The organism is Actinosynnema sp. CS-041913 (genome assembly GCF_050942485.1).
GTDB lineage: Bacteria > Actinomycetota > Actinomycetes > Mycobacteriales > Pseudonocardiaceae > Actinosynnema.
On the sequence record NZ_CP192037.1, the window covers coordinates 1,057,644 to 1,077,500 of the forward strand.

Sequence of the window (19,857 nt, forward strand, 5' to 3'; positions counted from 1 at the left end):
GTCGGACAAGCCCGACAGCCCCAACGGGATGTCGCCCGATCAGTGGAACGTGTGCTCCGGGCCGGGGAACTGGTGCCCGCGGACCTCGGCGGCGAACTCCCGCGCCGCGCCCAGCATGACGTCGGCCACGTTCGCGTACCGCTTGACGAACTTCGGGGCCTTGCCGCGCCGCAGACCCAGCATGTCCTGCCACACCAGCACCTGGGCGTCGGTGTCCGGGCCCGCGCCGATGCCGACGGTCGGGATGCGCAGGTCGTGCGTGATCTGCTTGGCGACCTCGCCGGTCACCATCTCCAGGACCACCGCGAACGCCCCGGCCTCCTGGACGGCGTGCGCGTCCGCCACCACGGAGTCGAACGCGTCGTTGCGGCCCTGCACCCGGTAGCCGCCGAGCTGGTGCTCGCTCTGCGGGGTGAAGCCGATGTGCGCCATGACCGGGATGCCCGCGTTCACGATCGCCTCGATGTGCGGCGCGAAGTGCCGGCCGCCTTCGAGCTTGACGGCGTGCGCGCGGCCTTCCTTCATGAACCGCACCGCCGTCGCCACGGCCTGCTCGACGGACACCTGGTAGGAGCCGAACGGCAGGTCGGCCACGACCAGAGCCCGCTTCACCGACCGGGTCACGCCCCTGACCAGCGGAATCAGCTCGTCCACGGTCACCGGCAGCGACGTGTCGTAGCCGTAGACGTTGTTCGACGCGGAGTCGCCGACCAGCAGGACCGGGATGCCCGCCTCGTCGAACAGCTCGGCGGTGTACATGTCGTACGCGGTGAGCATGGGCCACGGCTCGCCGCGTTCCTTCAGCTCACGCAGGTGGTGGATGCGCACCTTCTTGACCGGCCCGGGGGCACTGGCCCCGCTGCCGTAAGGCGCGGCTACCTCAGGCGCAGAAGTCATCGTCGACCGTCCTCCCTCGAAGCCCGCTTCGTCGCGGGTCTCCGGGCCTAGTTGCACGGTTACCCGACCAGCGTGACACCGCAGGGGGCGGTTGTGCGCGGTGTGCGAGTAGCCTCACAGCCCGCGTAGCGCCTTGATGACGGCCGGTGCGACGGCGTCCGGCCGGTCCACCGGCATCAGGTGCCGGCTGCCAGGCACCGGCACTCCGTACAGACGGCTCTCCTTGGAGTGTGACGTGGCGGTGCCCCGGTGGAAGTGGCGGGCGGCGGGTGTCGTCGCCACGGTCGTGCAGCTCGCGGCGCTGGCCTCCCTGGTCCTGCTGGTCGTGGGCGAGGATTCCGACCTCGGCGAGGCCATCGTCGCGATGTCGTCGTGGCTCGGCCTGCCGGTCGACGCGAACCTGTTCATCGCCCTGGTCCTGGTGGTGCTCGGCGCCGCGGCCCGCCGCCGCAAACGGGCCGCGCTGTGGACGTTGCTGCTGTTCGAGGCCCTGAACCTGACCGCGGTGCTGGTCGTGCTGTTCGCCTACTCGGTGGACCCGACCCAGTTCCTCGGCCCCGACGAGCAGGTGGACTGGACCGAGGTGCTGACGACGCTCGTCGGCGGTGCGGTCGTCACCACCGCGATCATCGCCTTCCTGTGGACGTTGCGCCCGGCGTTCCCGGCGCGGCTCGCGCCCGGCGCGTGGCGGCAGGGGCTGGTCGTGTTCCTCGGCGGCCTGGCGGTGCTGTGCCTGGTCGGCTGGGGCTTGGCCGAGGTGTTCCCCGGCCGGCTGGAGGGGGTCGGGGAGAAGCTGGTCTGGGCGGCCAACCAGGTCACCGGCGAGGTGGTGCCGCTGCACGGCGCGGGCGTCCGCGAGGGGCCGCCGTGGTTGAGCGTCCTGCTCGGGCTGGGCGGCACGCTGGTCGCGATCGGCGCGCTGTACGTGTTCTTCCGGGGCGAGCGGTCCAGCCGGGTGCTGGACTACTCCGAGGAGCTGGGCGTGCGGCGGCTGCTGGCGGCGCACGGCGAGCGGGACTCGCTGGGCTACTTCGCCACCCGCCGGGACAGGAGCGCGGCGTTCGCCGAGAACGGCCGGGCCGCGCTGACCTACCGGGTCCTCGCGGGCACCACGCTGGCCGGCGGCGACCCGGTCGGCGACGAGGACGCGTGGCCGCTCGCGGTGCGGGCGTGGCTGGACGAGGCGCGGCGGTACGGCTGGATACCGGGCGTGCTGGGCGCGAGCGAACGCGGTGCGCACGTGTACGCGGCGGCGGGCCTGAAGGCGCTGGAGATCGGCGACGAGGCCGTGTTGGACGTGCGCGAGTTCAGCCTGGCCGGGCCGGAGCGCCGGGCCGTGCGGCAGGCTGTCAGCCGGGTGGAACGCGCCGGGTACACCGCGCGGGTGCGGCGGCACGCGGAGATCCCGCCGGACGAGATGGCGGCGATCCTGGACCTGGCGCAGCGGTGGCGGGGCGCGGAGACCGAGCGCGGGTTCTCGATGGCGTTGGGGCGCTTGGGCGATCCGACCGACGGCCGGTGCGTGATGGTGGAGGCCTACGACGCCGACGGTCGGCTGCGCGGGCTGCTGTCGTTCGTGCCGTGGGGGCGGCGAGGTGTGTCGCTGGACCTGATGCGGCGTGACCGGACCGCGGAGAACGGGCTCAACGAGTACCTGGTCGCGGCGCTCGCCGACGCGGGCCGACGCCTTGGCGTGCAACGGATTTCACTGAACTTCGCGATGTTCCGCGCGGTGTTCGAGGAAGGCGGGAAGATCGGCGCGGGGCCGGTGCTGCGGGCGTGGCGGGCGGTGCTGGGCCTGGCGTCGCGGTTCTTCCAGTTGGAGTCGCTGTACCGGTCGAACGCCAAGTACCAGCCGGACTGGGAGCCCCGGTTCCTGTGCTACGCCCGCACCCGGCACCTGCCGTGGGTGAGCATGGCCGCCGGTGTCGCCGAGGGGTTCGTGCCGAGTCTGCGGTCGCTGTTCAAGCGCGGGTCCGGACGGGCGTTGCGGCACGAGACGACCGGCACGAAGTTCACCACCGCCGTGGCCGAGATCGAGGCGCTCAAGGTCGAGCCGAAGCCCGTGCGGCGGCCCGAGCAGGTGCGGGTGCGGATCGCGAAGCTGGACCGGTTGCGTGCGGACGGCATCGACCCGTACCCGGTGGGGTTCGACCGGGACTGCGCGCTGACCGAGGCGTCGGAACGCTTCGGCGACACGGTTTCGGTGACCGGGCGGGTGGTGGCGCTGCGTGAGCTGGGCGGCCTGTGCTTCGCCCGAATCCGCGACCTGACCGGTGAGCTGCAGTTGATGCTCGACGCGGAACACCTGGGGGACGACGGGTTGGCGTCCTGGAAGGCCGGGGTGGACCTGGGCGACCACGTGGGCGTGCGCGGCGAGGTGGTCCGGTCGCGGCGCGGTGAGCTGTCCGTCCTGGCGGACGAGTGGACCGTCACCGCGAAGTGCCTGCACCCGTTGCCGGACAAGCGGAAGGGTCTCGCCGACCCGGAGGCGCGGGTCCGCCGCCGGTACCTCGACCTGGTGGTGAACCCGGAGTCCGCCCGGATGCTGCGGGTGCGCAGCGACGTGGTGCGCGGCATCCGGGAGTTCCTGCACGGCAGGGGATATCTCGAAGTCGAGACGCCGATGCTGCAATCCGTGCACGGCGGCGCGAACGCCCGACCGTTCGTCACCCACATCAACGCCTACGACATGCGCATGTACCTGCGCATCGCGCCGGAGCTGTACCTGAAGCGGCTGTGCGTGGCGGGCGTGGACCGGGTGTTCGAACTCAACCGGAACTTCCGCAACGAAGGCGCGGACGCCTCCCACAACCCCGAGTTCACCATGTTGGAGGCGTACCAGGCGTATGCCGACTACACCGACATGATGCACCTGATGCGTGAGCTGGTGCAGCACGCGGCCGTTGCCGCACACGGGAAACAGGTCGCGCTGCGGGATGGCGAGGAGGTCGACATCTCGGGCGAGTGGCCTATCGTCACGGTCCACCAGGCCGTGTCGCGCGCGTTGGGCGAGACCGTCACGGCCGACACGCCGTTGCCGATCCTGCGTTCCCTGGTGGGCGAATTCGGCATCACGGCGGACGACGACGCCGACCACGGGCGGATCGTCCTGGAGGCGTACGACAAGCTGGTCGAGCCGCGGACCGTCGAGCCCGTCTTCTACACCGACTTCCCGCTCTCGGTGTCGCCGCTGACCCGGCAGCACCGCGCCGACCCCCGCCTGGCCGAACGCTGGGACCTGGTGGCGTTCGGGGCGGAGATCGGCACGGCGTACTCGGAGCTGACCGACCCGCTGGAGCAGCGGCGGCGGCTGGAGGCCCAGTCGTCGCAGGCGGCCAGCGGCGATGTCGAGGCGATGGAGCTGGACGAGGACTTCCTGGCGGCGCTGGAGCACGGGATGCCGCCCACCGGCGGTCTCGGCATGGGCGTCGACCGGGTGCTGATGATGCTGACCGGCGCCTCGATCCGGCAGACGGTGCTGTTCCCGTTCGTCAGACCTGCCGAGTAGGCAGCACCACGATCTGCCGCAGGTTGACGTGCTTGGCGCGGCTGGTGGCGTAGGCGACGACGTCGGCGACCTCGGCGGCGGTCAGCCTGCCGACGCCGTCGAACCACGTGTCCAGGTTCGCGTTGATCGCGGGGTTGTCGATGTGGTCGATCAGCTCGCTGTCCGTGTAGCCCGGTTCGACGTTGGTCACCCGCACGTCCAGCGGGCCGAGTTCGGTGCGCAGGTTCGCTGCCAGGTGGGTGACGGCGGCTTTCGTCGCGGTGTAGACGGCGAAGCCCGGGAACGTCTGGTGCGCGCCCACGGACGAGATGGTGACCAGGTCCGCAGCACCCAGTCGAGCGGCCTCGACCAGGTCCTTCGAGAACGCGTTGGTCACGTTGAGCACACCGCTGATGTTGGTGTCGACCATCCGCGACCACTCGTCGGTCCGGCCCTCGGTGATGGGGTTGCCGAGCATGACGCCCGCGTTGTTCACCACCAGGTCGACCCGGCCGTAGGCGTCGTGGACGGCCTGGACGGCTTCGGACAGGTCCCGCGTCACGTCCGCGGTGACCGCAAGCGCTTGGCCGCCCTCGGCGGTGATGGTGTCGGCCAGTTCGGTGATCCGCTCGGTCCGCCGGGCCAGCAGCGCGACCCGTGCGCCGGAGCGGGCGAGCGCCAGGGCGGTCTGGGCCCCGATGCCGCTGGCGGCGCCCGTGACCACGGCGGTGCGGTTGGTTAGGTCGTATGTCGTCATGGGGACCAGCCTGGGGCCGCCGGCCGGGGGTATCGAAGGCTCCGGTTTTCCCTAGGTCTGGCAGGACCAGGATGAGCCGGGCGATCGGGGCCATACTGGGTGGCGTGAACCACGACCTGGGCGAGTTCCTGCGGACCCGGCGGGCCCGCGTGCGACCGGACGACGTGGGGCTGCCCGGCGGTGGCCGGCGACGCGTCCCGGGACTGCGGCGGGAGGAGTTGGCGCTGCTCGCGGGTGTGAGCGTCGATTACTACATGCGCCTGGAGCAGGGCCGGACGCCGGCCGTGTCGGACGCGGTGCTGGACGCCGTGGCCCGCGTCCTGCGACTGGACGAGACCGAACGCGTCCACCTCCGCAACCTCGTCCGCCCGACCACAGCGCGTAAGGCCGTGCCGCAGCGGGTGCGACCGGGTCTGCGCAGGCTGTTGGACAGCATGGAAGAGGTCCCGGCGTTCGTGATGGGCCGCCGCACGGACCTGCTGGCGTGGAACGCGCTGGCAGACGCCCTTTATGGCTTCTCCGACTTCGAACCCGACATGCTCAACAACGCGCGCCACACGTTCCTGCAACCGGAGACCCGGCGGTTCTACCGCGACTGGCCGGCGGTCGCCGCGGACACCGTGGCCACCCTCCGGCTCGACGCGGGCCGGCACCCGGACGACGCCCGGCTGGCCGAGCTGGTGGGGGAGCTGTCGGTCAAGGACGAGACGTTCCGCAAGCTGTGGGCGCAACACGCGGTGCTGGAGAAGACCCACGGCGTCAAGCTGATCCGCCACCCCGTGGTGGGTGACCTGGACCTGGACTACGAGATGCTGCGCCTGCCCGGTGACCCGGGACTGCACCTCGGGGTCTACACGGCCGAGGAGGGCTCGCCGACCGAGGAACGCCTGCGCCTGCTGGCAAGCTGGTCCGCGTCGGTGGACGCCTAGGCCCGCCTCACCGCTGCGAGGAACGCGGCCAACCTGGTCGGCGGAACCTCAAGCACCACACCGCTGTTCTTCGAGTCCCGAACGGCCCCGAGCCCGGCCCGAAGCTCGACACAATCGCCGCCGCTGTTGCCGCTATAACTGCTTTTACGCCACAGAACTGTCACGGAGCGAGCTTATCCATCAAACGGGTCGCTTCCCCACCCCCGACCGAGACCGCCAGCAGCTCCTTGAACACCACCTCGTAGTGCGCGATCCGTTTTTCCTCATCGACCAGCAGACCATCGGTCAAGGTCTCGACGTACACCGTCTTGCCGCGATCGCCGGTCGGTGTGAGGATCATGAAGGGGAAGTACAGCGCACTGGTGAGCCCCACGCGGTCCGGGATGATCCGGATGGTGATGTGCGGCAGCTTGACCAACTGCCGCAGCCGCCCGAGTTGCTCCCGCCGCGTTTCCGCGCTGCCGACGGGTGCCCGCAGCACGGCTTCTCGGATGATCAGCGTGTAGTCCGGAGGATTCGGTCCGGTCAGCCGCGCCTGGCGGGCCAGCCGGGCCTGCACCAGGCGTTCGATCTCGTCGCGCCGCAGGGTCGAGTTGGTCTCGATCACCGCTCGCGCGTAGTTCTCGGTCTGCACCAAGCCGTGCAGCAGATCCGGCCGGTACAGCTCGATGCGCTGTGCGGTCTCCTCGGTGTTGAAGAACTTCCGCAGCCGGTCTGGAATGGCCGAGCCCCAAGGTGTCTTCGGTCTACGGCGGCGACCTTCCTCGCCCAGGTGCAACAGATCGGACCGCTCGGGATCCTGGACGCCCAGCCGGTCGAGCACAGCCGCAAGTTCAAGCGGCGCGACGGAGTGGTCTCCGCGCAGGATCTTGGCGACCTTCGAGTCGGAGCAGCCGCCCAACGTCTCCTGGATGTCGGCCTTCGTCACGCCGGCCTGCCGCATCAGTTCCCGCAGCCGCTCGCCGAGTCGTGCGCGGTAGTCGGTCGGGCTCTGGCCGCTCGTCATGGCGGCCAGTCTGCCCGAGTCGTACTGCCCGGCAATCGCTCGAACGAGCGACTAGGCAACATGACATGTCGGGTTTACCGTCGAGTTATGGACGAATCGCTGATCCAGGACATGGTCACCGGCAGCGCCCCGCGCATGTTCGCCGTCGTGGAGGAAGACGAGGATGAAACCTGGGTGGCCGCCTGGGGCCTGGTGTTGGAAGAGCACACCGAGGTCATCTCGGTGGACGGCGACTTGCGGATGAGCCTTCAAGAGCCTGAAGGCGCTCTCGACATCTTCAACGCCGTCGACAACATCGCCCGACTCGTCTGGGTCTAGACCCGTCCGGGCTCAGGAACAGACCTTCCCCGCCGCCGGCAACTTCAGATCGATCAAGTACTCGTCCCCGACCGGATCCACGCACTCATTGCCCTGCAAGTACACGGTGTGCTGGTTCCCCTCGAACGTCAGCAATCCACCGCCCAACGCCTGAGCCAGACTCACCCCGGCCTGGTAAGGCGTAGCCGGATCACCGGTAGTAGAGATCACCAACGTAGGCGGCAACCCGGCCACGGGCTTCTCCGACTGCACAGAAGGCGGCACAGGCCAGAAAGCGCACGAATCCAGCGCACCCACCGGAGGGTTGCCGTCGTCCATGAACGGCGCGGCGGCCTTGTACCGCCGAGCCACGTCGTCGAGCACCGCACGATCCGTCACCCGAGGCTCGTCCACGCACTTCACGGCCGTGAACACATCGGTGATCGTGCCGTACTTCCCCTCCTGGTCACGGTCGTAATAAGCGTCCGCGAGCTGCATCAACACCTCGCCGCGGTTGTTCTTCAGCTCCGTCAACGCGGAGTTCAGCGGCCCCCACAGCTCCTCCGAGTACATCGCCTGGACCGCCCCGGTGATCGCGTCGTTGTACGACAGCTTCCGCGACCCCACGTCGACCGGCCGCTGTGCCAACGGCAGCGTCAGGTCCCGGAACGCCTTGCTGGCGCCCGCCGGGTCCGCCCCCAACGCGCAGTCCTGGCGCTTGGCGCACCACGCCGCGAACGCGTCGAACGCCTTCTGGAACCCGGCGGCCTGCGCGATCAGCGACTCGACCTGGTTCTGGGTCGGGTCCACCGCGCCGTCGAGCACCAGCGCCCGCACGTTGCCGGGGAACGCCGCCGCGTACCCGGCCCCGATGTGCGTCCCGTACGAGTACCCGAGGTAGCTCAGCTTCTCGTCGCCCAGCGCCGACCGCATCACGTCCAGGTCCCGCACGACGTCCCGGGTGCCGACGTTCGCCAGGAACTCCGGCCCGCTGGCGGCGGCGCACTTCTCGGCGTACGCCTTGTTCTCCGCCTCGGTCTGCGCGATCCCGGCGGGCGAGGTGTCGAGGTCCACGTCCAGGCGGTCGACGTCCCGCTCGGCGTCGGTCAGGCACCGCACCTGAGGCTGACTGGCCCCGACCCCGCGCGGGTCGAAGCCCACCAGGTCGAACCGCTCGCCGAGCGCGGTCTTGCCCACCCGTGTGCCGAGGCCGGCCGCCGCCGACATGCCGGACCCGCCGGGGCCGCCGGGGTTGATGATCAGCGACCCGATCCGGTCGCCGGTCGCCTTCTGCCGGAGCAGGCCGAGCCGGATCGTCCGGCCGTCCGGCTTGGCGTAGTCCAGCGGAACTTCGAGGCGTGCGCACTCGATGCTCTTCTTGTTCCGGTACTGCGCCCGGGTGGTCCCGGTGGTGGCGTACTCGCCGCAGTCCTCCCACCCGAGCTGCTGGCCGTAGAAGCGCTCCAGCCCGGCGGGCACGGCGCCGGCGGGTCCGCGCTGTTCGAGTGCCGTGCCGGGGGTCGGTGAACCCGGCAGGACCGACGTGCAGGACGCCAGCACGGGCAGGACGAGGAACAGGGTGAGGGAACGGCGCACACCCCGATGGTAGGTGTGACTCGCCGGCCACATCGGCCACCAAGCCCGCCCCACGTGAGCGAGAATGCCCCCATGCCACAGCTCCGACTCGCCCTCGCCCAGGTCAACGCCTGTGTCGGCGACCTGGCCGGCAACACCGAACTCGTGCTCGACTGGTCCCGCAAAGCCGTCGAGGCCGGCGCGCACCTGGCCGTCTTCCCGGAGATGGCGCTCACCGGCTACCCGGTGGAGGACCTCGCGCTGCGCGCGTCGTTCGCGGAGGCGTCCCGGCAGGCGCTGACCGACCTCGCGACGCGGCTGGACGAGGCGGGCTGCGGCGACCTGCCGGTGTTCGTGGGCTACCTGGACCGCGACGAGCGCGGTATGCGCAACGCGGCGGCCGTGCTGTGGCGGGGCGAGGTCGTGGCGCGGCAGTACAAGCACCACCTGCCGAACTACGGCGTGTTCGACGAGCGCCGCTACTTCACGCCCGGCGACACGCTGGACGTCGTCCGGCTGCACGGCGTCGAGATCGGCATGGTGATCTGCGAGGACCTGTGGCAGGACGGCGGCCCGGTCGCCGCCCTCGGCGCGGCGGGTGTGGACCTGGTCGTCTCGCCGAACGCCTCGCCGTACGAGCGCAAGAAGGACGACGCCCGCCTGCCGCTGGTGGCCCGCCGCGCGGCCGAGGCGAAGGCCCCGCTGGCGTACGTGAACCTGATCGGCGGCCAGGACGAGCTGGTGTTCGACGGCGACACGATGGTGGTCACCGCGGACGGCACGCTCGTCACCCGCGCGCCGCAGTTCGTGGAGCACCTGGTCGTGCTCGACCTGGACCTGCCCGGCGGCGCGGCGCGCACGGAAGGCCTGGTCGACGGCTTCACCGTGCACCGCAGGACGCTGACGGAGGACCCGCTCCCGGCGTACGAGCCGCTCCCGGCGCCGCAAGCCGCCGAACCGCTGTCCGACGAGGCGGAGGTGTGGCACGCGCTGGTCACCGGCCTGCGCGACTACGTGCACAAGAACGGCTTCCGCTCGGTCGTGCTCGGCCTGTCCGGCGGCATCGACTCGGCGGTCGTGGCGGCCCTGTCGGTGGACGCCCTCGGCGCGGACTCGGTCTACGGCGTCTCGATGCCGTCGGACTACTCGTCCGAGCACTCCAGGTCCGACGCCCACGACCTGGCCCAGCGCACCGGCCTGCACTACGACGTGCAGCCGATCGCCGACCAGGTCCGCGTGTTCGTGGACCAGCTCGGTCTGACCGGCCTGGCGGAGGAGAACGTGCAGGCCAGGTGCCGTGGCGTGACCTTGATGGGCCTGTCGAACCAGCACGGCCACCTGGTGCTCGCGCCCGGCAACAAGACCGAGCTCGCGGTCGGCTACTCGACCATCTACGGCGACGCGGTGGGCGGTTTCGCGCCGATCAAGGATGTGCTGAAGACCCTGGTGTGGGACCTGGCGCGGTGGCGCAACGCGCAGGCCGAGAAGCTCGGCGAACTGCCGCCCATCCCGGAGAACTCGATCAGCAAGCCCCCGTCGGCCGAACTCCGGCCGGGTCAGGTGGACACCGACTCGCTGCCCGACTACGAGCTGCTCGACGCGGTGCTGGACGACTACGTCGAGGGCGACAAGGGCTACCGCGACCTGATCGCGATGGGCTTCGCCCACGAACTGGTCGACAAGGTCCTGCGGATGGTCGACCGGGCCGAGTACAAGCGCCGCCAGTACCCGCCGGGCACCAAGATCACCTTCAAGGCCTTTGGCCGCGACCGCCGGCTGCCGATCACCAACGGCTGGCGCGAGGGCTAACCGGCGAGCTGCACGCCGGACCAGTAGACCGGGGTGCTCGCGTGCAGCCCGCGAGGGTGGCGCGACACCTCGAAATCGCTGGTGAACGGCGTCCCGTCGGCGCGCACACCGCGCAGGTGGAGCACCACGCCCGACTTCGGCGTGCTCATGCCGACCACTTCGGGCCGGTCGGGGCCCGGAGACCACCCCGATTGCCGCGCGCTGTCCACCAACTGCCGGCAGACGCCGCCGGCGGCCAGCTCCGACTCGCACAGGCCGGTGTAGTCACCCGCTCGGGCGAACCGGACGACGTCGTCCAGCACGGCCTCGGCTTCGGCCCGGGTGGGTGGCGGCGGCTCGTCCGGCTCGGCCAACGCCGACGCTCCCACCAGCAGCGACAAACCCACGATCGCCGCGCATGTCCACCGTGCGAGTCGCTGCACGCGAAGTTCTGCCACGTCTACCCCCCCGATCGAGCACGCTAGCGCGTGCGACGACCCGGCGGGTGTGCCGAAAGGCCGATCCCGCGCTCAGGCGTGGGCGGCCCGGCCGGTGGTTCCCGGGCTCGGCCGGGTGGCCGGCGCGCGACCGTCCGTCACCGCCGCCGCGATGCTCAGCACGCCCAGCACCAGCAGCGTGATGCCGAGCAACCAGGCCAGCGCGACCAGGCTGGACATCGGCATGACCAGCACCACGATCCCGGCGACCAGCGTCACGAACCCGGAGAACACGGTCCACCCGCTGTTCCCGAACCCGTGGAAGATCTCGGCCACCCCGCCGACCACCCAGGTCGCGCCGAGCAGCAGCGCCAGCACCGCGACGGTCTGGAACGGCGACCGCAGGCTCAGGATGCCCGCCACCAGCGCCAGCACCCCGGCGACCGCGAACAGCACCCGGTACCCGCTCGTGGCCCGGCTCTCCGTGAACGAGCTGATCAGCCAGAACACCCCGGTGATCAGCAACTGGACCCCGAACAGCACCGCCGCCGTGAGGATCGTGATCCCCGGCCAGACCAGCACCAGGACCCCGATCAGCACGGTCACCACGCCGAACGTGATCCGCAACGCCTTCGACTGACCGAGCGCCGCGAGCGACCGCGCCTGATCAGTCGTGCCACCCGCATCAGCCTCGAAATGCGCCATGACGGCCAGCGTGCGCCGCGACGCCCGACCGTGCAGTCCCGAATCCCGGTATCACCCGTTCCGGGACTCCCGCAGATCCCGCGCGGCGTCCGGCGCCTCGTCAGAACGGTGCCCGGACGGCAGCAGCAGCGCGACCACCGCGCCGACACCGCAGATCACGGCCGTGATCAGGAAGATCTCGTGGTACTCGGTCAGCAACGCGTCGGACAGCGCCCGCTGGTAGGCCTCGGCCTGCCGCTTGAACTCCTCCGGCGGCACCCCGAACGGCAGCGGCGTGTCCAGGTCCGCCGTCAGCTCCCGGAACCGGTGCAGCCCCCACGCGGACAGCGCCGCGACCCCGACCAGCATCCCGGTCATCCGCGCCACCACGACCGCCGCCGACGCCACCCCGTGCTGCACGTCCGGCACGACCCGCAGCACCGCCGCCGACACCGGCGCGATCACCAGCCCCAGCCCGAACCCGGCGATCGCCAGGTCGCGGTCCAGCACGAACGCCGACACGTCCGCCGGCCACCGCGCGATCAGCACGTACGCCACACCCGCCACGGCCATCCCGGCGAACGACACCCACCGGTCGCCGACCCGCGCCGCCAGCCACCCGCCGACCAGCGCGCCGACCGGCAACGCGATCAGGAACCGCGCCAGCAGCGCCACCGCCGCCGCCGAGTCCCGCCGCAACACCGTCTGCGCGAACAGCTCGACGTCCACCAACGTCACCATCAGCGCCGCACCGGCCGCCAGCGACACGGCGAGCGCCGCCAGGAACGGCCGCATCGCCACCCCGGCGGGGTCCAGCAGCCGAACCGCGGACCGCCTCTCCCACCACCCGAAGGCGAGGAACACGACCAGCGCGCCGCCGAGCACCGGCCACCCCCACGGCGGCAGCACGGCGTGCTCCGGATCGGGGTTGTACAGCCCCACCACGAGCAGCGACAGCGACAGCGCCAGCAGCCCGCCGCCCACGAAGTCGATCCGCACCGCCCGCCCGCCGCCACCGGGCACGGTCCGCTGCACGACGACCATCGCGACCAGCGCCAGCGGCAGGTTCACCCAGAACACCCACCGCCAGCTCTGCGGCTCCAGCGACTCGAACACCGACCACGCGTTGAACAGCGACGCCACCCCGACGCCGTACAGCGTGCCGAGCACACTGCCCAGCTCCTGCGCCGCGCCGACCACGCCCAACGCCCCGGCCCGCCGCCGCGCGTCCCACAGGTCGCCGACCAGCGCCATCGTCACCGGCAGCAACGCGCCACCGGCCAACCCCTGCACGACCCGGCCGGCCACCAGCAGCGGCAGGTCGCCGGCCAGCGCGGTGACCGCCGACCCGACCGCGAACCCGACCAGGCAAAGCTGGAGCACCAGCCGCCGCCCGAACCGGTCCGAGAGCTGGCCGAGCAGCGGCATCCCGGCCACGTACCCGAGCAGGTACCCGGTCACCACGGGCGTCGCGCGCTCCAGGTGGTTCACCGGGATGCCCAGGTCGCGCACCATGTCCACCAGCACGCCGACCACCACGTACGCGTCCAGCGCGCCGAGCAGGACCGCCAGCGCGCCGGCGCCGATCGCGAGCCGACGGGACGTCACGTCGGCGGGGCGACGGTGAACGACTTGTTGAAGTCGGACAGCGTGATCGTGACCTTGGCCCCGGAGGGCAGCTCGAAGACCGCGTCCGTGAGCCGGTCGTCCTTCAGCGAGAACCGGGACTTCACGTCGGCGTCGATCCCCGGCACCAGGCCCGCGACGACGTCCTTGGGCACGGTCGCCTCGACCACGTGCCCGCCGTCGTCGGCGCTGACCGTCCTGGCGTCCTTGGCGCTCGCGAGGACCTTCGCGACACCCTTGTCCGGGTCGAGGATCGCGGTCGGGTCGTAGAGCTGACCGGCCAGCGCGGCGGGCAGCTTGTTGAACCCCCCGGTCGGGCCCTTGAAGTAGAGGTCCTGGTCGACCAGGACGTACTCGACCTCCAGGAGCTGGCCGAACTGCTCGACCTTGGCCCGGCCCTTCGACTCGCCCTCGGCGTTGAGGTCGCCTTCGGCGTCCTTCACGGACACGTTCGGCAGCTCGCCGTCGACCTTGATGGTGAAGTGGGTGCTGGTCACCGAGCGCATGGCGGAGGCCGACTTGGCGACCAGCTCGGACCCGGCGGGCAGGTCCGCGGAGGACGAGGAGCAGCCGGCGAGCAGCAGTGCGAGCGCGCCTACCAGGACGCGACGACGGGACATACGGGGGATCGTAGATCCACCGTGCTGAGAAAACGCTCCGATGGCCACAGCTTCCGCCCCGATCCGCCGCCCCGAACGCGCACTACCACACTGACCTGCGCATCCGTCCCCGACCGCAGTCCGGCCCACCGGTTTTCCGCGAGTCGGCAACGCGTGCGTAACGGGCTTTACCTAGGCTTCGTGCCATGAACCGCCAGCAGGAGTTCGTGCTCCGCACCCTTGAGGAACGGGACATCCGGTTCGTCCGGCTCTGGTTCACCGACGTGCTGGGCTTCCTCAAGTCCGTCGCGGTGGCGCCGGCGGAGCTGGAAGGCGCCTTCAGCGAGGGCATCGGCTTCGACGGCTCGGCCATCGAGGGCTTCGCGCGGGTCTACGAGTCGGACATGGTGGCCAAGCCCGACCCGTCCACCTTCCAGGTCCTGCCGTGGCAGACGCCGGACAAGAACAACTACTCGGCCCGCATGTTCTGCGACATCGCGATGCCCGACGGCTCACCGTCGTGGGCCGACCCGCGCCACGTCCTGCGCCGCACGCTCGCCAGGGCCAGCGAAGCCGGGTTCACCTGCTACGTGCACCCCGAGATGGAGTTCTTCCTCCTCAAGAACCTCCCCGACGACGGCAGCGAGCCGATCCCGGCGGACAACGGCGGGTTCTTCGACCAGACCAGCCACGAGACCGCGACCCACTTCCGCCGGCACGCCATCGAGGCGCTGGAGGCGATGGGCATCTCCGTGGAGTTCAGCCACCACGAGGGCGCGCCCGGCCAGCAGGAGATCGACCTCCGCTACGCCGACGCCCTGACCATGGCGGACAACGTGATGACGTTCCGCTACGTGGTGCGGGAGGTCGCGATCACCCAGGGGGTGCGCGCGAGCTTCATGCCCAAGCCGTTCTCCGACCAGCCCGGCTCCGGCATGCACACCCACGTCAGCCTGTTCGAGGGTGACCGCAACGCGTTCTACGACGCCGAGGACCCGTACCAGTTGTCCGAGACGGGCAAGGCGTTCGTCGCGGGCCTGCTCAAGCACGCGCGCGAGATCTCCGGCGTCACCAACCAGTGGGTCAACTCCTACAAGCGGCTGATCGTCGGCGGCGAGGCCCCGACGGCCGTGTGCTGGGGCCACGCCAACCGCTCCGCGCTGGTGCGGGTGCCGATGTACTCACCGGGCAAGTCGTCGTCGCGGCGGGTCGAGATCCGCAGCCTGGACTCGGCGTGCAACCCGTACCTGGCGTACGCGGTGATCCTCGCGGCGGGCCTCAAGGGCGTGGAGAAGGGCTACGAGCTGCCGCCGCCCGCCGAGGACGACGTGTGGTCGCTGACCGACCGCGAACGCCGGGCCGCCGGGTACGACAACCTGCCGCAGAACCTGGGTGAGGCGCTGACCGAGATGGAGAACTCCGAACTACTCCCCGAAGCGCTGGGCGAACACGTCTACGACTTCTTCCTCCGCAACAAACGCACGGAATGGGACGCGTACCGGCGCAGCGTCACGCCGTACGAGCTGCGCACGCTGCTGCCGGTCCTGTGAGGAAACAACCCGTGCGGGTGGTCCACACCGGGCACTCGGAGAAGCTAGGTTTGCAGACCGTGACCGAGGTTCCCGCGAATTCGGAAGCCCGTCCCACCCTGATCGCGTGCACGGTGGCCACCGCCGCCGAACTGCCCGCGGTGAAGGTGCTGTCGAGTTCGTTCCTGGCGCACCACCCCGAGGCGCGGTTCCTCGCGCTGGTGGTGGACGCCCTGCCGGACAACTCCGGCCCCGGCCTGGTCACGCCCGCCGACCTGGGCGTCCGGCCGGAGGAGCTGGCCGAACTCGCGACCGGCTGCACGGCCCCGCAGCTCCGCGGCCTGCTCCGCCCCAGACTGCTGGAGCAGCTACTGGGCCAGGGCATCCCGGTGCTCTACCTGGACCCGTGGACGCAGGTGCTGGGCTCGCTGGCGGACCGCGTGCTGGACGCCGTCCGCCGCGGCCCGCTGGTGCTGCTGCCGAGAGCGCTGCGCCCGCTGCCGGACGACGGCCTGCGCCCCACCCCCACGGAACTGCTGGAGACCGGTGTCTTCGACCCGGGCTTCCTGGTCGTCGCACCCGGCGCGGAGCCGTTCCTGAGGTCGCTGGAAGAGCAGTTGCGCCGCACGCCGGACGCCACGAAAGCCGTGCTCGACATGGCACCCGCCCTGGTCAGCCTGGACGTGCTGCGGGACGCCACGATCGGCCTGTCGGTCTGGAACGCGGGCCAGCGCGAACTCCACCGCCTCGACGACGGCACGCTCACCGTGCTCGGCGAGCCGCTGCGCACCGTGCACTTCGAGGGCTTCGACCCCGGCCGCCCGTGGCTGCTGTCGGCGGCGTTCGCCGACCGGCCCCGCGTGCTGCTGTCCGAACACCCCGAGCTGGCGGAGCTGTGCTCGACGTACCGGGCGGAACTGGTCCGCCGCGGCTACACGCCGGCACCCGTGCGCTACGGATTCGGGCAGCTCGCCGACGGCACCCCGATCCCGGACGAGCTGCGCGCCGACTACCGCGACGCCGCCCGCGACACCGCGGGCTCGGTGTTCGACCCGACCCACTTCGTGCGCGACAAGCCCACCGCGGACGGACAGGTCAACGGCACGCCGCCCGCGTTCGGTCCGGACGGACAGGTCGACGGCCCGCCGGTCGGCGGCCCGCACCCGCCGCCCGCGTTCGGCCCGGACGGCGGCGCCGGTTTCCTCGCCTGGGCCTGCGAACCCGCGCCCGGCCTGCCCGGCAGCACCCGTTGGGCCGCCGCCCTGTGGCGTGGCGAGCAGGCGTTGCGCGCGCAGTTCCCCGACCCGTTCGGAGCGGACGGCGCGGCGTTCCGCGACTGGTGCGCGGGCGCCGGCGTCGCGACCGGCCGCCTCCCCGTGCCCGCCGTGCCGAGCCCCCGCGCCGACGCGCCCGTGCTGCACGACCAGCTCGGCGTGTCCGTCGTCGGCGTGGGTCAGGCCGCCGAACTGCTCCAGGCCGCCGCACGCGCGTCCGGCCTGCCCATGTCCACCACGGTCGGCTACCCGGTCGTGGTCCGCGTCGGCCACCGCACCCCGGTGCCGGCAGGCCGGTTCGTGGTCGACTACCGGCTCGACGAAGGCCTCGCCCCGGACACCGACGAGCTGTGGGTGCCCTCCGACACCACCCGGACCGCCGTCGAGCGCGCCGGCGGCCCCGCGGTCCGCGTCCTCCCGCTGCCGGTCCTCGAACAGGACGCCTACGAGCCGGAGGAACACGAAGGCGCGATCTTCGGGGCGCTCGCCGACCACGCGATCGACCGCGACGGCAACGTCATCGGCGCGGTGTCGGCGTTCCTCGGCGCGTTCACCGACCGCGCGGACGTGACGCTGCGGATCGCCGTGACCGGCGCGGCCGAACACCCGGAAGCCGCCGAACGGCTCCGCCTGGCCACCGCCGCCGACCCGCGCATCGAGCTGGTCGCCGAACTCGGCCCGGTGGACTGCCTGCTCTCCCTGCACCGCGGCCGGGGCGACCGGATCACCGCCGCCCTCGCCGAGCACGCCGCCCGCGGCGTCCCCGTGCTCACGTCCGACCACGGCGCGGTCGCCGAGCTGTTCGACAAGCAGTCGGTGATCTTCGTGCCGTGCCGCCAGGGCTCCGAGCCGGACGTCGAGGCCGCCGTGAAGCTGCTGCGCGCGCTGGCCGACGACCTGACCACCGCACGGGCGATCGGCGCCAAGGGCCGTGCCCGGCTCGACACCCGGACCGTCGCCAAGATCGGCGATCAGTTGCGGGAACGCGTCGAGCACGCCTACCGCTCCTGGCGCGCGCGCCGGGCGGCGGCCAACCCGAGCCCGACCGTCGACCCGTTGAAGGCGCTGCACTCCGCGAAGCACGCCCTGCTGCGGCAGCCCGACGTCAGCGTGGCCAGCCGCACCCCGATGGCCCCGCAGTTGCGCAAGATGGTCCTGCGCGTGCTCGACCACTACGACAACCACATGCGCGACGTCCTCAGCTCCCTCGTGGACGGCGTCGAGCGCACGGTGTCGGACCTGGTGCGCCGACAGGACGACCTGACCGCAGGCATGGGCCACGGCGAGCTGGAGGCGCTGCGCTCGGAGGTCGAGCAGCACCTGGAACGCCAGAGCCAACTGTCCGACCAGGTCCTAGGCCTGGACGACGGCGTGGTGCGGGTCCGCGCCGACATGGCCGGCCAGGGCAGGCGGCTGCGGGAGATCGAGGACGCCGTTGTCGCCGAAGCCGGCAAGCGGACCAAGCAGGGCGACGCCCTGGCACAGCGGATCGACAAGCTCGCGGTCGCGCTGGAGCGGACGCTGGACCGGATCGACTCGCTGGAGTCCAAGGTCGTGGAGGTGCTGCGGGAACGCGACACCAGGCTGGACTTCGGCCTGCGGGCGGCCAACCAGGCCCAGCAGACCGCCGACGCGCTGCGCCGGGTCGTGGTGCGCGAGCACGAGCGGCACAGCGAGGCCGTGCCCGAGGTGCGCAGCTCGCTGGTGCTGACCGAGGTCGGCCTGCTGCGGCTGCCGTCGGACGACGCGTTCATGCTGCCCATGCTGTCCAGCAACGGGGTGTGGGAGCCGGAGCTGTCCGAGCTGATCGACTCCGTGGTCGAGCCGGACGGGATCTTCCTCGACGTCGGCGCGTACGTGGGCTACCAGACCGTGCGGATGCTCAGCCGGTTCGGCACGGGCGGCGCGGTGGTCGCCGTGGAGCCGTGCCCGTCGGCGCGGGACCTCCTGCGGCACAACGTCCAGGTCAACCTGCCCGAACGGGTCGCCGACCGGCTCGTCGTCGTGGACGCGGCTGCGTGGGAGAGCGTCGGCGAGCTGGCGACGCAGCCCTCGCTGACCGGCGGGGTCTCGGTCGCGCCGCTGCCCGCCGACGCGCCGGAGGACACGGCCAAGGTGCGGGCCGCTCGGCTCGACAAGGAGCTGGAGGCCGTGCCCGCGCTGCACGGGATGAAGCTGTCCGTCGTCCGGGTGGACGCGCCGGGCCGTGGTCACCGTGCGCTCGCGGGATTGGTGCGCCTGCTGCGCCGGGACCGCCCTCACGTGTTCCTGGAGTTCTCGGCGTCGGCCACGGAGGGGTTTGGCGACGATCCGGTCACGGTCCTGAAGGAATTCCGCATCTGGGGCTACGACCTGGTGCCGGTGGCGACCCGTGAACCGGCGTCGCCGGAGCAGATCGTGACCGCCATGGAGGGGATGCGGACCCTCTCCCTGTGGCTGCGACCGCGCCCGATCCAGGCCAAGTCGGCTGGCCCGCAGGTGGTCGTGCCGCTGCGGCAGCCCGCTGACCAGGCGATTTGACTTCGGATCGGCCCGTGGGTAACTTTTGCCGAGTCGCCAGGCAGGACCTCGGAACGAGCGGTTGACACCGCGAATCGGGCCGGGTAGACTACTGCGGCGTCAAGCTCCCAGATACGAATAAGCAGTCTAAGTGGCTGCCTCGGGTCTGGAAGAAACCAAGTGAACTGAATGCGCGGCGAGTTTGTCGCGGAGTCGAGAAGCCGAAACGGCCGATTTGACATCGCGAAAACGAACGAGCTAAGCTTCCAGCAACAAAATGAAACACCAGCCCCGGAATGGGCCGCGGTAAGACGCGGGTCAGGATGGTGAGCGCGTGTTCTTTGAGAACTCAACAGCGTGCCGAATAGCCAGTAAATTTATGAACCTCGTCAAGAGGTTTCCTTTGAGATTGACTGGACAACTGGCAATATGCACGGACCTTATTCCGGTTCGTGTTGTCAGTGTTGTCC

The 19,857-nt window shown here is 71.1% G+C and carries 15 protein-coding genes; 6 read left to right on the forward strand and 9 right to left on the reverse strand.

Going from position 1 to position 19,857, the window contains the following annotated elements; all coding sequences use genetic code 11:
- Window positions 1-39 precede the first annotated feature (39 nt).
- Window positions 40-897, reverse strand: coding sequence for a 3-methyl-2-oxobutanoate hydroxymethyltransferase (gene panB, locus ACQPZF_RS05250; RefSeq protein WP_433268833.1), 858 nt, complete (start codon window positions 895-897; stop codon window positions 40-42).
- A 235-nt stretch (window positions 898-1,132) separates the two neighbouring features.
- On the opposite strand from panB, the gene lysX reads away from it, so the two are divergent.
- The gene (gene lysX / locus ACQPZF_RS05255) at window positions 1,133-4,408 is read left to right on the forward strand and encodes a bifunctional lysylphosphatidylglycerol synthetase/lysine--tRNA ligase LysX (RefSeq protein WP_433268835.1); all 3,276 of its coding nucleotides are present in this window, start codon (window positions 1,133-1,135) and stop codon (window positions 4,406-4,408) included.
- Here lysX and ACQPZF_RS05260 read toward each other — a convergent pair.
- Window positions 4,392-5,144, reverse strand: coding sequence for an SDR family oxidoreductase (locus ACQPZF_RS05260; RefSeq protein ID WP_433268837.1), 753 nt, complete (start codon window positions 5,142-5,144; stop codon window positions 4,392-4,394). The two genes, lysX and ACQPZF_RS05260, sit on opposite strands and share 17 nt — an antisense overlap.
- Window positions 5,145-5,248: 104 nt before the next feature.
- On the opposite strand from ACQPZF_RS05260, the gene ACQPZF_RS05265 reads away from it, so the two are divergent.
- A complete protein-coding gene (locus ACQPZF_RS05265) occupies window positions 5,249-6,073 on the forward strand; it encodes a helix-turn-helix transcriptional regulator (protein WP_433268839.1) in 825 nt (274 codons plus the stop codon).
- Here the strand turns inward: ACQPZF_RS05265 and ACQPZF_RS05270 are convergent.
- Together ACQPZF_RS05270 and ACQPZF_RS05275 are read right to left on the reverse strand one after the other, a co-directional pair.
- Window positions 6,070-6,237, reverse strand: a complete 168-nt coding sequence (locus ACQPZF_RS05270; protein WP_433268841.1) for a DUF397 domain-containing protein — start codon at window positions 6,235-6,237, stop codon at window positions 6,070-6,072. The two genes, ACQPZF_RS05265 and ACQPZF_RS05270, sit on opposite strands and share 4 nt — an antisense overlap.
- Window positions 6,234-7,079: a helix-turn-helix domain-containing protein gene (locus tag ACQPZF_RS05275; RefSeq protein ID WP_433268843.1), complete on the reverse strand. Its 846-nt coding sequence runs from the start codon at window positions 7,077-7,079 to the stop codon at window positions 6,234-6,236. The genes ACQPZF_RS05270 and ACQPZF_RS05275 overlap by 4 nt, the downstream gene beginning before the upstream one ends.
- Window positions 7,080-7,166: 87 nt before the next feature.
- Between ACQPZF_RS05275 and ACQPZF_RS05280 the strand changes: the two genes are divergently transcribed.
- On the forward strand, window positions 7,167-7,397 hold the full coding sequence (locus ACQPZF_RS05280) for a hypothetical protein (protein WP_433268845.1): 231 nt from the start codon (window positions 7,167-7,169) through the stop codon (window positions 7,395-7,397).
- A 12-nt stretch (window positions 7,398-7,409) separates the two neighbouring features.
- Here ACQPZF_RS05280 and ACQPZF_RS05285 read toward each other — a convergent pair whose 3' ends face one another.
- The gene (locus tag ACQPZF_RS05285) at window positions 7,410-8,972 is read right to left on the reverse strand and encodes an alpha/beta hydrolase (protein WP_433268847.1); all 1,563 of its coding nucleotides are present in this window, start codon (window positions 8,970-8,972) and stop codon (window positions 7,410-7,412) included.
- A gap of 72 nt (window positions 8,973-9,044) precedes the next feature.
- On the opposite strand from ACQPZF_RS05285, the gene ACQPZF_RS05290 reads away from it, so the two are divergent.
- The gene (locus tag ACQPZF_RS05290; RefSeq protein WP_433268849.1) at window positions 9,045-10,760 is read left to right on the forward strand and encodes an NAD+ synthase; all 1,716 of its coding nucleotides are present in this window, start codon (window positions 9,045-9,047) and stop codon (window positions 10,758-10,760) included.
- On the opposite strand, the gene ACQPZF_RS05295 is transcribed toward ACQPZF_RS05290, so the two are convergent.
- The 4 genes from ACQPZF_RS05295 to ACQPZF_RS05310 all read right to left on the reverse strand — a co-directional run bounded on the left by ACQPZF_RS05295 (window position 10,757) and on the right by ACQPZF_RS05310 (window position 14,106).
- Window positions 10,757-11,197: a hypothetical protein gene (locus ACQPZF_RS05295; RefSeq protein ID WP_433268851.1), complete on the reverse strand. Its 441-nt coding sequence runs from the start codon at window positions 11,195-11,197 to the stop codon at window positions 10,757-10,759. The two genes, ACQPZF_RS05290 and ACQPZF_RS05295, sit on opposite strands and share 4 nt — an antisense overlap.
- 72 nt (window positions 11,198-11,269) lie before the next feature.
- Window positions 11,270-11,881 carry an HdeD family acid-resistance protein gene (locus tag ACQPZF_RS05300; protein WP_433268853.1) on the reverse strand — a complete coding sequence of 204 codons (612 nt, stop codon included), beginning with the start codon at window positions 11,879-11,881 and terminating at the stop codon, window positions 11,270-11,272.
- Between the two features lie 51 nt (window positions 11,882-11,932).
- Complete coding sequence (locus tag ACQPZF_RS05305; protein ID WP_433268855.1) at window positions 11,933-13,468, reverse strand: MFS transporter; 1,536 nt, start codon at window positions 13,466-13,468, stop codon at window positions 11,933-11,935.
- Entirely contained in the window at window positions 13,465-14,106 is a 642-nt protein-coding gene (locus ACQPZF_RS05310; protein ID WP_433268857.1) for an LppX_LprAFG lipoprotein, read from the reverse strand. Before ACQPZF_RS05310 ends, ACQPZF_RS05305 begins: the two co-directional genes overlap by 4 nt.
- A 185-nt stretch (window positions 14,107-14,291) precedes the next feature.
- On the opposite strand from ACQPZF_RS05310, the gene ACQPZF_RS05315 reads away from it, so the two are divergent.
- Window positions 14,292-15,635, forward strand: a complete 1,344-nt coding sequence (locus ACQPZF_RS05315) for a glutamine synthetase family protein (RefSeq protein ID WP_433268859.1) — start codon at window positions 14,292-14,294, stop codon at window positions 15,633-15,635.
- A gap of 59 nt (window positions 15,636-15,694) precedes the next feature.
- On the forward strand, window positions 15,695-19,408 hold the full coding sequence (locus tag ACQPZF_RS05320) for an FkbM family methyltransferase (protein WP_433268861.1): 3,714 nt from the start codon (window positions 15,695-15,697) through the stop codon (window positions 19,406-19,408).
- Window positions 19,409-19,857 lie beyond the last annotated feature (449 nt).